Source organism: Streptococcus salivarius, from assembly GCF_002094975.1.
Classification (GTDB): Bacteria; Bacillota; Bacilli; order Lactobacillales; family Streptococcaceae; genus Streptococcus; species Streptococcus salivarius_D.
In genome coordinates, this window is the sequence record NZ_CP015283.1 from 2,117,610 (window position 1) to 2,129,983 (window position 12,374).

Consider the following 12,374-nt stretch of genomic DNA (forward strand, 5'->3'; position numbering starts at 1 on the left):
AATAGTAACTTTCCTACCTAACTGCCACGCTTCATAATGTCTTTCCTTGACTTTGCAACTGTAGAAGAATGGTTTTCACCTTCCTAATTTCTATTTCACCAACCACAAATTGAACGACTGTACTTATCACAATTAAAATGAAAAATACACAAGATAGTGTCAATGAAGTAGAAAGTTCTCCAAAGAATAAGATAAAGTTTAAGAGTGATAAACAAGTCATTAAAGAGGCGTTGATTACGAGAACAGTAGCTAGCGGTATACGAAACAATCTATAATGATAGATACTTTTTAAAAGTGATGTGATACTACAAGCAACACTTAGGGGAGAAAAAACATAGACATGATAGAAAGCCAATAATAAACCCGAGTAGGTTCTATCTGAGAATGGATTATCTATCAAAGATAGAAGGAAGGTTACCACTACTAGTATAGGCAGAAGTAAAAAGCGTGTTTTTATTGGTCGCTTTTTATAAACACTTAAATAAGCTATTGCTCCCCCACAAACAGGAAAGACTACTTGAGAATAGTGAAGTAAAAAACTTAATACCTTAGATAACATAGGTCTACCTCACATTGTCTTTTCCTGACTCAACCATATAATCTTTATTTTTTTCGTTTTCCTTTCTCCCTATTATAGTTTGAGCAATACCACTTGCCGCTAGGAGGATAAAAATAAGGTACATGGATGAATTTGGGAGAAATTCCAAAGCCCCTTGTAAAAAAAGTAGGTTGAGGAGAGCCAGTAATGTAGCGAAAAAACTATTAATCGCTAATAAGATTGAATAATTGGTTTGAAAGCGTGTTAAATGTAGAAGACTTTTTATAAAAGCTATTAGTGAGAATGGTACATAAAACACTGAAAAGACCATCAGGTAGTAAAAAACAAATAATAAGCCTGAGAATGGACTTCCCAAATAATAATAGAGGGGGTTATCCAGCACGAAGATTATGAGGGAGACTATAGATAAGAGAAAAAGGATCAAAAAGCGTGTTTTTATAGGACGTATACCATAAAAAATTAAGTATATAGCAGAAACAATAACCATAAGAATAATAGCAGGAACAGCTACATCTGCATGGTAAGCTAGGTAATCCATAACATTAAAATCCATTTTTCTACCTCCATTGATTTCTAGTCAATGACACTGCAAATAGTTAATAAACGATGTAGAAAATAATCAACTTGTTTCTTTATAATCCCAAATATCTATTGATAGTAAGCGCTCTCCCTAACTCTATCTTATTACATTCCCTTCTGGCCTGCAACTTAAAATGCGCCACTTTCTTCCAAGGTAAATTTAACGTTATCTTCGATCCATTGACGGCGTGGTGCTGCCTTATCTCCCATAAGAACGGAGACACGACGTTCGGCACGCGCTAGGTCGTCAATAGTCACTCGGATAAGGGTTCTTGTCTCTGGATCCATGGTTGTTTCCCAAAGCTGGTCAGCATTCATCTCACCAAGCCCCTTGTAACGTTGAAGAATAGCTCCACGACCAAATTTTTGACGAAGTTCCTCAAGTTCCCCATCCGTCCAAGCATATTCAACAACTTCCTTCTTGCCTTTTCCTTTAGACATCTTGTAAAGAGGAGGCAGAGCAATATAAACGTGTCCCGCTTCAACCAGTGGACGCATATAACGATAGAAGAAAGTGAGCAATAAGGTCTGAATGTGAGCCCCATCGGTATCGGCATCGGTCATGATGATAATCTTATCGTAGTTGATATCGTCAAGGTTAAAATCAGCTCCAACCCCTGCACCAATGGTGTAAATCATGGTATTGATTTCTTCATTTTTGAGAATGTCAGCCATTTTCGCTTTCTCAGTGTTTAAGACCTTACCTCGAAGAGGCAGGATAGCCTGGAATTTACGATCACGACCTTGTTTGGCTGATCCACCGGCAGAATCCCCTTCGACCAGATAAAGCTCATTTTTCTTAGCATTTTTAGACTGGGCTGGCGTCAATTTTCCTGACAAAAGACCCTTGTCTTTTTTATTTTTCTTGCCGTTTCGACTGGCATCACGCGCTTTTCGGGCAGCTTCACGGGCATCACGAGCCTTGATAGCCTTACGCACCAAGTTAGAAGCTAAGTCCCCATTTTCCATAAGGAAGTAAGTCAGATGCTCTGAAACAATACTATCAACAATCGGACGAGCTAAAGGAGATCCAAGTTTGTCCTTGGTTTGTCCTTCAAACTGAAGGTGTTCTTCAGGAACCAAAAGCGAGATAACTGCTGATAAACCTTCACGGTAATCTGACCCTTCAAGGTTCTTATCCTTTTCTTTGAGAAGACCCGTCTTACGCGCATAATCGTTAAGAGCCTTGGTAATGGCAGACTTGAAGCCTGTTTCGTGAGTACCGCCATCCTTGGTACGGACATTATTGACAAAAGAAAGGATATTGTCAGAGTAACCGTCATTATACTGAAGGGCTAATTCCAAGTGAAATTCCTGCTGGTCTCCATCAATATAGATGACTGGTGTCAGCGTTTCCTTGTCCTCATTCAGGTATGACACAAAGTCTTGAACCCCATTTTCATAGTGGAATTCTTCACGAACTTCTTCTTCGCCACGTAAGTCTGTCAATGTCATAGTGACATTCTTAAGAAGGAAGGCTGATTCTTTGAGACGCTCTGAGATGGTGTTAAATTTAAAGTCAGTCGTTGAAAAGATGCTCGCATCAGGCATGAAGGTAACTTTTGTACCTGTCTTATACTTAGGCGCTTTACCAATCTTTTCAAGCCCTGTTACAGGGTGACCACCATTTTCAAAACGTTGGCGATAGACACTACCATCACGGGTAATTTCTACCTCAAGCCAACTAGACAGCGCATTAACAACTGAGGAACCCACACCGTGAAGACCTCCAGAAGTCTTATAACCACCCTGTCCAAATTTACCACCTGCGTGGAGAACAGTGAAAATAACTTCAACTGTTGGCTTCCCCATGGCATGCATACCTGTCGGCATCCCACGTCCAGAGTCAGAAACAGAAACGGAACCATCCTTATTTAGGGTAACAGCGATAACATCACCAAAACCAGAAAGAGCTTCATCGACTGCATTGTCAACAATCTCCCAAACTAAGTGGTGAAGTCCTGTTCCATCTGTTGAGCCAATGTACATTCCAGGGCGCTTGCGAACCGCATCCAACCCTTCTAGTACCTGAATGGCATCATCATTATAATTATTTACATTAATTTCTTTTTTAGCCAAGAGTGACCTCCAAAATTTTCATCCTTATTATTTTATAAGTTTTCAAAAGAATTTGCAAAGGAAATCAGAAAAGTTAAAAGGATATCTTAAGACTGACTGACTTTGTCAATTACTAGGCTGTATGCTATAATTATCTCATGAAAATCTTATTGTTAATCCTAATCGCCTACTTGCTAGGTTCCATTCAGACCGGCCTCTGGATTGGGAAACTTTTCTTCCATACCAATCTTCGTGAGCATGGCTCTGGAAATACTGGAACAACCAATACCTTTCGTGTTCTAGGTAAGACTGCTGGTACCATCACCTTCTTGGTTGATATGTTCAAGGGGACCTTGGCTGTTCTTCTACCTATCTGGCTTGGTGTTACAGAGGTTTCACCTCTAATCATTGGTTTCTTTGCTATTATCGGACATGTTTTTCCAATCTTTGCTGGATTTAAAGGTGGGAAGGCCGTTGCGACAAGTGCTGGGGTTCTTCTTGGTTTTGCCCCACTCTACTGTGTCTTCCTACTCTTGGTCTTTGCCCTAACACTCTATCTAACCAGCATGATTTCATTTTCTAGTGTCACTGCTGCAATTGTTGGACTGATTACCTTGGCTGTCTTTCCAGCCATCCATTTCTTGCTAGATGGCTATGACCTTATTTTCACTGGGGTACTTACCATCATGGCTTTGATTATTATCTTCCGCCACACTGAAAATATGGGGCGAATCCGTAGGCATCAAGAAAACTTGGTACCTTTTGGACTTAATTTAACCAAACAAAATCCAAATAAATAATACAGATCTATCAACCACTAGCAAAAGGCTAGTGGTTTTCTTGTTCTCCTAATCAAACAATGCTTCCCAAGTCAAAGAATAAAGATCCGAAGTCTACACCTCGGATCTTTTTTAGGCTTAAGCTTTAAAGCTGACACCATTTTCTTTCAATTTTTTAACTGTCGCAGGTCCGACACCCTTGAGGGCAAGAACTTCTTCTTCAGTCACAGTAGCAAAAGCCTCTGCTGAAGTCAAACCTTCATTGTAAAGAGTCTCTACAAGGTTTGAACGAAGGCCTTCAACTTCTGGAAGTTCTGCAAAGGCTTCAAGACTAAGGTCTTTAGCTGCTACTTCTTCCTTAGCAACTGTCTTAGTTTCAGCAACAGGTTGTGGTGCTACTGGTGGCACTGGTGGAACAGGCGCAACTGGTGGGACAGGGGCTTTAACATTATTGAAAAGTCCTTGTTTTTTCAAACGGTGTTTAAAAGCTTTCTTTTTATTTTTTACTTTAGCCATGTTTAGTATTCTCCTATTTTAATCGGCGACACCTTTCCATAAAGTACTGTCGCCATTTTCTTTTTCATCCTCTATTAATAGTGACGTTCCCCGAACAAGCCATCTGGCATATCATGGAAACCTTTGCCAGCACGATAGTTGGCAAACTTACCAATTAGGAAATTGTAAGCATCCAATTTGGCTTCATAACGGTAACTTGCATCACGTGCACGCTCATCGCCATCTTCTTCCCAGATTTTCTTGCTAGCGGCCAAGGCCGTTTCGTTTACTTTAACTTGGGTAACAACCCAGGCTTCGAAGTCTTTTAGAAATTCTTGTTCGTAGGTCATATTTTCCTCTTCATTTTAAAAACCAGCTTAACGCTGGCTTCATTTTCTACTAATAGTGTGTAGAGCTCATAGCCTTACAGTCTCCTATTATAACAAATAATTAGAAATTTGACTAGGTTCTAAACTCTGCATATAAGGCTTTAATGTCATTTGGACGTGTGCGGCAGCAACCACCTAAAATCTTAACCCCAAACTGAGCATGCCAATCCTTGCTGTGTTCAACTAAGGTCAGAGCATCCTTATCCTTAGGTTTCCAAGTCTGCGTACTACCATCATAAACCTCACCTGAGTTGGGGTAAGTAATGAGAGCTTTTCCAGCATTTTTAAGAACAGTAAGAGCCTGATTATACAGCAGAGGCGAACTACAGTTAATTCCTAGAGCCAAGATTTGGTCTGACTGGGCAACAAGCTGGGCAATCTCATCTAGAGAAGTCCCATCACTGATAGTTCCTGGTTCTTGGACTGTAAAACTGATATAAGCTTCAGCTTCTGGAAATTCTTCAGCCAGAAGTTCAATCAAAGCTTGTGCTTCCAGACGATTCGGAATGGTTTCCAAAGCCAACAAATCGACACCCTGGTCTAGGAGAATTTGAATTCGAGGACGATGAAACTCCTTGAGAGCCTCTATGGTAATCTGACCATAATCACCAGTGTACTCAGAACCATTGGCCAAATAGGCTGCGTAAGGACCGACATCACCAGAGATCAATGGATAAGGACGATTAGCTTTCTCACTGTCATCCAAAGTTGCCCAGACCTTATCGCGTGCATTCTTTGCCAACTGAACTGTCAAGGCAATAATCTGCTCCGCTTCTTTCTCATTAAGTCCAACGTCTATCAAGCCTGGCAAGGTTGCCTGATAAGACGATGTGGTAATCAAATCAGCCCCAGCAGCTACATAGGTTTCGTGGATTTTTTGAATAACTTCTGGCTTTTCAAGCAGGTACTTGGCTGACCAGAGTTTGCCAGAAATATCATAACCCAAGCTCTCCATCTCTGTTCCCAGAGCCCCATGAAGAATGAGGGGAGATTTATTCTCTAAATAGTCTTTAAATATTGCCATACAAGGCCTCCTTACCATTTTTTAAAGCGAAGGTAGTGATAGAGGTAGCAGAAAATCATGAAAGGAATACCAAAGTAGAGTCCTGCACGCTGCGAACTATCCCAAGCAATCCCGAGAACAGAAATGGCCAAGAGAACGATTGTAATATAAGGTAGGATTGGGTTAAACGGCGTCTTGTAGTCCAACTCATCATCAGAATGTTCTAAATTCCACTGTTTACGGAAGTTGATTTGTGCCATAGGAATAGAGAGCCAGACAACAACAACTGCAAATCCAGCGATTGATACCAAAGCTAGGTAAACTGTATCTGCTGCATAGATACTTGAAAAGAGCGATAAAACTGCTCCTGCCATAGAAATCAAAAGAGCTGTCATTGGAACACCATGCTTATTAATTTTCACTAGCTTTTTATTGAGCATCCCCTCATTGGCCAAAGACCACAGCATACGGCTTGACGCATAAAGTCCTGAATTTCCAGCAGAAAGGATAGCTGTCAAGATAACAAAGTTCATGATGTCCGCCGCAAATGGAATTCCCATCTTGTCAAAGACATCAACGAAAGGTGCTGAAGAAACTCCTGCTTCTTTCATTGGAAGTAGCGAAGCCAAGACCACAATAGTCAAAACAAAGAAGATCACCAAACGACCAATTGTTGTTTTAATCGCCCGAGGAACTGCCTCTTTAGGGTTGTCCGTTTCACCAGCCGCTATACCGATTAACTCTGTTCCTGAAAAGGCATAGTTAACAGCCAACATAACTGACACAATGGCAATACCGCCATTTGGAAAGAGACCATTAGCCGTCAAGTGCTTGAACATAATGGCCTCATGGTGACCATCAAAACTCACCAATTCAAACATAGCCCCAAGACCTAGTATGATGAAAACTAAAATAGCAATGACTTTTATTGACGAGAAGAAGGACTCTGCTTCCGCAAAAGACCTCACACTCAGAGCATTAATCCCAAAAATCACCAAGGCAAAGAATGCCGCAAAAATCCAAGCCGGAACTGATGGAAACCAACGTTGCATCAACATGGCAGCACCGAGAAATTCTGTTCCCAGGGCTACCGTCCAACAAATCCAATAAAGCCAAGCTACCGTAAAGCCGGTTCCCGGACTGATAAATTTAGTAGCATAGGTGTGAAAGGATCCTGTTACTGGCATGGCAACAGCTAGCTCACCTAATGAAAGCATGACCAAGTAAACAACAATAGCTCCCACAAGATAAGATAGGATAGCTCCAAGGGGTCCAGCTTGTGCAATCGTATAGCCTGAACTCAAGAAAAGACCAGTACCAATGACACCACCCAGCGATAGCATAAAGAGGTGTCGAGAAGTCATCTTCCGTTGGAACTGACCCTCATTTTCATAATTATGGTTTTCCATAGATTCCTCCAATATATGTGATAAAACAAGCTTATCACAATATCATTTCCTTGGATAATAAGTGAAAACTATCAAAGAGATAGTTAAAGACTATCACAAGAAAAAAACTCGGATTTCTCCGAGCTTTTCTTACAATTCTGCCAAAATCGTATCCCATGCTTCATCATAACCGTCACGTGTGACAGATGAAAAGACGATGAAATGGTCATTTTTATCAAAATTGAGTTTTTTCTTAATGATAGATTCGTGCTTATTCCATTTTCCGCGAGGAATCTTGTCAGCCTTAGTCGCCACAACAATAACTGGAATTTCATAATACTTAAGAAATTCATACATTTGGATATCGTCTTGAGTTGGTTCATGTCGGAGGTCAACCAAGCTAACAACCACACGAAGATTGTCTCGAGTCACGAGGTACTCCTCAATCATTTTCCCCCATTTGGCACGTTCTTTTTTAGAAACACGGGCATAACCGTAACCTGGCACATCCACAAAGCGTAGCTTGTCGTCAATATTGTAGAAATTGAGCAACTGGGTTTTTCCTGGTTTCCCAGAAGTACGTGCTAGGTTTTTACGACCAAGAAGTGTATTGATAAAGCTTGATTTACCAACATTCGAGCGTCCTGCTAGGGCAACCTCAGGGAGGTCATCCTGGGGATAGTGACTCTTATTTGCTGCACTGAGCAAAATCTCAGCATTGTGCGTATTTAGGACTTGTTCTTCAGCCATAGGTCCTCCTTACGCTGTTTCCAAAACTGGAGCAGCTGTACCGTCAACGGCTTCTTTAGTAATACGAACCTTAGTCACATCTTCCTGGCTAGGAATTTCAAACATGACATCCATCATGACTTCTTCAATGATAGAGCGAAGCCCACGCGCACCAGTCTTACGTTCAATCGCCTTACTTGCAATAGCTTCAAGAGCATCCTGGTCAAACTCAAGTTCAACCCCATCATAAGACAAGAGGGTTTGATACTGTTTAACCAAGGCATTTCTAGGCTCTGTCAAGATACGAACCAAGTCATCCACCGTTAACTGTTCAAGGGCCGCAAGGACTGGCAAACGTCCGATAAACTCGGGGATAAGACCGAATTTTTGGATATCTTCAGCCACAATTTCTTGCATGTATGATGAGTCATCATCAATAGCCTTATTATTTTGACCAAAACCAATGATTTTCTCACCAAGACGTTGCTTAACGATATCTTCGATACCATCAAAAGCACCACCTACGATAAAAAGAATATTCTTTGTATCAATTTGAATCATCTCTTGGTTAGGGTGTTTACGGCCACCTTGAGGTGGAACGCTAGCTACTGTTCCTTCGATAATCTTCAAGAGGGCTTGTTGAACCCCTTCACCAGAAACGTCACGAGTGATTGATACGTTTTCACCTTTTTTAGCAATCTTATCAATCTCGTCGACATAGATGATGCCACGTTCCGCACGTTCAATATTGAAGTCTGCCGCTTGGATCAGTTTGAGGAGGATATTTTCCACGTCCTCACCCACATAACCTGCCTCAGTCAATGATGTCGCATCCGCAATCGCGAAAGGAACATTCAAGCTACGAGCCAAGGTCTGAGCCAAGAAAGTCTTCCCTGAACCAGTTGGTCCAATCATGAGAATATTTGATTTTTGCAAATCAACATCATTGTCTTCACGACTTTCTGTGAAGTTGATACGTTTATAGTGGTTGTAAACAGCTACCGCCAAGGCACGTTTAGCACGGTCTTGCCCCACGACATAATTGTTCAAAATATCCAAAAGTTCTTTTGGCTTTGGTGTTTCAGCCAAGTCAGCCAAAACTTCTTCTGCCATTTCCTCACGAATGATTTCTTGTGACAAGGCCACACATTCGTTACAGATAAAGACGCCATTGCCGGCAATAATTTTCTTTACTTCTTCTTGGTTTTTGCCACAAAATGAACAATAAACCATTTCTTCATTACGATTTCCAGCCATTTATTCCTCACTCTTTTCTAAAATAGGGTGCCATAGAAGGCGTGAATAGTATTGACAAGGTTGGTAAAAGCATTTAAAAAGAGAAAAACTGCTAACCCATAACGTTTCTTGCGAAAGGCAGGAATGGCAGAGAGCACACAAAGTACCCCCAATAATGCAGTAAATAACCCAAAAACACTACGTTGCATGAACCTAGTCTCCTTCTTTTTCATAGCGACTTATGATAAAGTCGTAGGCATTTTTATCATCCTTGGCCACACGTTCGTGTGATACCTCTTTAAATGCCGTCATATCTAGTTGTGGAAAATACGTGTCTCCCTCTAAATCAGCCTCAATAGTTGTCTTGATGAGTGCATCATAATGTCCATCAAAAGCCTTGTAGACACCAGCACCACCAGCAATATAGAGATCCTTATCTTGCTGTTCAAACCAGGCTAGGGCTTCCTCAACACTCGTAACGGTCGTTACACCCTCACAGTCGAAGTCCTCGTCTCGTGTCAAAATCAAGGTTTCACGTCCTGGCAGGCAACGACGGTTCATGCCATCAAAGGTCACACGCCCCATGAGAATTGCTGAGCCCATGGTCGTTTTCTTGAAATGTGCCAGTTCAGCAGGCAAATGCCAAGGCATGGTGTGATTCTTCCCAATAACATGGTTACGAGCTTCCGCCCAAATAGCAATGAGTTGTTTAGACAAAGTATTTCCTTTTCTTTTTAAGTTTACAATCCATTCTAACAAAAAAAGAGAAAAAGAGCTTGGAAAAAACTTTGCCAGCTCTTTATGGACTTAAATTATCAACGTTTATTAAATTGCTAAGTCAAATTTGAGTTGAGGCTTAACAGGATCATAGTCAACCAATTCAAAATCTTCCGGTTTGATATCAAAGAAATTAGTTCCATCAGGAATATTGAGGACTAAACGTGGTTGGCAATCAGATGGCTGACGTTTGAGAAGTTCTTCAGCTTGCTCAAATTGATTGTCATAGATATGGAGGTTGTTGATGAAATAAAAGAATTTACCAACTTTCCAACCAAAGTGCTTGGCAATCATCATCTGAAGAGCCACATACTGCATGGCATTAATATGATGAGCCACCAACATATCGTTAGAGCGTTGCGTCAAAGTGGCGTCCAAATAAATGTCCTCACCCACACGACGAACATCAAACATGGTTTGGAAAGCACAAGGCTGAAGTCCTGCTGTCTCCTCGAAGGCCTCGTAATCCCAAAGGGAGATGACATTGCGACGATTCCATGGATTAGCCTCCAACTGAGCCAGCAAACGGTTAATGATATCGTGCTTCTTAACGACCGCCCCATAACGCTGACCAATTGAACGCTTGTCCCCATTATTGGCAGGCACGCCTTCAACTTCCCAATCATTCCAATAATGCACATTATACTTGTCTTCAAGGACATCTAGGCTGTTTGTCTGGTCTTGATAAATCCAAAACACTTCTTTGATAGCAGATTTGATAGCGATAGGACGAAGAGTGGTAATTGGAAACTCTCCCTTGCTCAAGTCATATTCTGCAAAAGCTCCAGTGATGTATTTGGAATTGGCTGTCGTACCATCCTTATATTTAGGACGTGCTTGCTCTGACCAAACGCCTTCTTCCATGATTTTAGTGATATTTTCTTTAAAAATAGTGTCTGCTTTTGTCATGATTTTCCTCTTTATTCAATGTCACATTTAACGCTCGCAACATATATAGAAACAACTTTACTTCTCTAACATAGCTAGAAAACTACTAGAGTGCCACTTCAATTTTACCTTATTCTGGTGTAAATGAGAAATATAAGCTATGGAATAGCAAAAGTAAGTCGTGTAAAATCCCCCAGTTCCTATCAAAAAATAAGATATAACTAACTATCAAAGTTTTTTCAAGGCGAAAGCGCTCTTTTATGGTAAAATCACTATAGATTAGTATCATCTGGATACTCTACAATGAAGAAAAAAGGAAACATCATATGTCTATTGGAATTGATAAGATTGGTTTTGCGACCAGTCAATATGTTCTAAAAATGGCTGATCTCGCTCTTGCCCGTGGGGCGGAGCCTGAAAAATTCAGCAAGGGGCTGATGCTTGATGCAACCAGTATTACGCCGATTACAGAAGATATCGTGACGCTTGCCTCTGATGCGGCGGCTGATATTTTAAATGACGACGACAAAAAAGCTATCGATATGGTCATCGTGGCTACTGAGTCTTCCATTGACCAGTCCAAGGCTGCTGCTGTCTATGTTCACAGTCTTTTAGGTATTCAGCCTTTTGCCCGTTCTTTTGAAATGAAGGAAGCTTGTTACGCTGCAACAGCTGGACTTAACTACGCTAAATTGCACGTGGCAGCCCACCCAGATAGCAAAGTTCTGATTATCGCTAGTGATATTGCCCGCTATGGTGTCGGATCTTCTGGGGAGTCAACTCAAGGAGCTGGTGCTGTAGCTATGCTAGTCAGTCAGAATCCACGTATTTTGGAACTTGCTGATGATAATGTGGCACAAACTCGTGATGTCATGGACTTCTGGCGTCCAAACTATAGTTCAACGCCTTATGTTCAAGGCATCTATTCAACCAAACAGTACCTTGACAGTTTGAAGACAACTTGGGCAGCTTATCAAGAACGCCATCAGGCTGACTTTGCTGATTTTGCCGCTTTTTGTCTCCACCTTCCTTATCCTAAGCTAGCTCTTAAGGGACTTAACAAGATTATTCCAAAAGATTTGAATCCAGAGAATAAAGAGCGTCTGACAAATAACTTTGATGCTTCAATTACCTATAGTCGTCAAATTGGAAACATCTATACAGGGTCACTCTATCTTGGACTTCTTTCTTTGCTTGAACAGTCGCAAGACCTTAAAGCCGGAGATAAGATTGGCTTCTTCTCTTACGGTTCTGGAGCTGTCTCTGAAATTTTCTCAGGACGTCTGGTTGAAGGTTACAAAGACCTGCTTCGTTCGGATCGTCTAGATATCTTTGCCAAACGTCAACACTTGAGCGTTTCTGATTATGAAAAACTTTTCTATGAAGAGGCTCAGTTGGATGACACTGGTTCTACTCAATTCGCTGATTACCAAACCGGAGCTTTCCGTTTAGCCGAAATCTCTGAACACCAACGTATCTACAAAGGAAATTAAT

13 protein-coding genes are annotated in these 12,374 nt (G+C 41.2%); 2 read left to right on the forward strand and 11 right to left on the reverse strand.

What is annotated here, in order from left to right:
- Positions 1-563 precede the first annotated feature (563 nt).
- Both V471_RS09995 and parE read right to left on the reverse strand, forming a co-directional pair.
- Positions 564-1,112 (reverse strand): hypothetical protein, encoded by a 549-nt coding sequence (locus V471_RS09995; RefSeq protein ID WP_084871474.1) that lies wholly within the window; start codon positions 1,110-1,112, stop codon positions 564-566.
- Positions 1,113-1,267: 155 nt separating this feature from the next.
- Positions 1,268-3,217, reverse strand: a complete 1,950-nt coding sequence (parE, locus tag V471_RS10000) for a DNA topoisomerase IV subunit B (RefSeq protein ID WP_084871475.1) — start codon at positions 3,215-3,217, stop codon at positions 1,268-1,270.
- A 137-nt stretch (positions 3,218-3,354) separates the two neighbouring features.
- On the opposite strand from parE, the gene plsY reads away from it, so the two are divergent.
- Positions 3,355-3,996 (forward strand): glycerol-3-phosphate 1-O-acyltransferase PlsY, encoded by a 642-nt coding sequence (gene plsY / locus V471_RS10005; RefSeq protein ID WP_014633423.1) that lies wholly within the window; start codon positions 3,355-3,357, stop codon positions 3,994-3,996.
- A gap of 117 nt (positions 3,997-4,113) precedes the next feature.
- On the opposite strand, the gene V471_RS10010 is transcribed toward plsY, so the two are convergent.
- The 9 genes from V471_RS10010 to V471_RS10045 all read right to left on the reverse strand — a co-directional run bounded on the left by V471_RS10010 (position 4,114) and on the right by V471_RS10045 (position 10,901).
- The gene (locus V471_RS10010; protein ID WP_002885939.1) at positions 4,114-4,491 is read right to left on the reverse strand and encodes a helix-hairpin-helix domain-containing protein; all 378 of its coding nucleotides are present in this window, start codon (positions 4,489-4,491) and stop codon (positions 4,114-4,116) included.
- A 74-nt stretch (positions 4,492-4,565) separates the two neighbouring features.
- Positions 4,566-4,820 (reverse strand): DUF1912 family protein, encoded by a 255-nt coding sequence (locus tag V471_RS10015; protein ID WP_002886199.1) that lies wholly within the window; start codon positions 4,818-4,820, stop codon positions 4,566-4,568.
- Positions 4,821-4,932: 112 nt separating this feature from the next.
- Positions 4,933-5,883 carry a homocysteine S-methyltransferase gene (gene mmuM / locus V471_RS10020; protein WP_049553995.1) on the reverse strand — a complete coding sequence of 317 codons (951 nt, stop codon included), beginning with the start codon at positions 5,881-5,883 and terminating at the stop codon, positions 4,933-4,935.
- Between the two features lie 11 nt (positions 5,884-5,894).
- Positions 5,895-7,271, reverse strand: coding sequence for an amino acid permease (locus tag V471_RS10025; protein WP_049553996.1), 1,377 nt, complete (start codon positions 7,269-7,271; stop codon positions 5,895-5,897).
- 129 nt (positions 7,272-7,400) lie between these two features.
- Complete coding sequence (gene yihA / locus V471_RS10030; RefSeq protein ID WP_002885996.1) at positions 7,401-8,000, reverse strand: ribosome biogenesis GTP-binding protein YihA/YsxC; 600 nt, start codon at positions 7,998-8,000, stop codon at positions 7,401-7,403.
- 9 nt (positions 8,001-8,009) lie between these two features.
- Positions 8,010-9,236, reverse strand: a complete 1,227-nt coding sequence (gene clpX, locus V471_RS10035; RefSeq protein WP_002890340.1) for an ATP-dependent Clp protease ATP-binding subunit ClpX — start codon at positions 9,234-9,236, stop codon at positions 8,010-8,012.
- 17 nt (positions 9,237-9,253) lie between these two features.
- The gene (locus V471_RS10995; protein ID WP_002886174.1) at positions 9,254-9,424 is read right to left on the reverse strand and encodes a hypothetical protein; all 171 of its coding nucleotides are present in this window, start codon (positions 9,422-9,424) and stop codon (positions 9,254-9,256) included.
- A gap of 4 nt (positions 9,425-9,428) precedes the next feature.
- Complete coding sequence (locus V471_RS10040; protein WP_045001870.1) at positions 9,429-9,932, reverse strand: dihydrofolate reductase; 504 nt, start codon at positions 9,930-9,932, stop codon at positions 9,429-9,431.
- A 108-nt stretch (positions 9,933-10,040) separates the two neighbouring features.
- Complete coding sequence (locus tag V471_RS10045) at positions 10,041-10,901, reverse strand: thymidylate synthase (protein WP_014633426.1); 861 nt, start codon at positions 10,899-10,901, stop codon at positions 10,041-10,043.
- 305 nt (positions 10,902-11,206) lie between these two features.
- On the opposite strand from V471_RS10045, the gene V471_RS10050 reads away from it, so the two are divergent.
- Complete coding sequence (locus tag V471_RS10050) at positions 11,207-12,373, forward strand: hydroxymethylglutaryl-CoA synthase (protein WP_014633427.1); 1,167 nt, start codon at positions 11,207-11,209, stop codon at positions 12,371-12,373.
- Position 12,374: the final 1 nt, after the last annotated feature.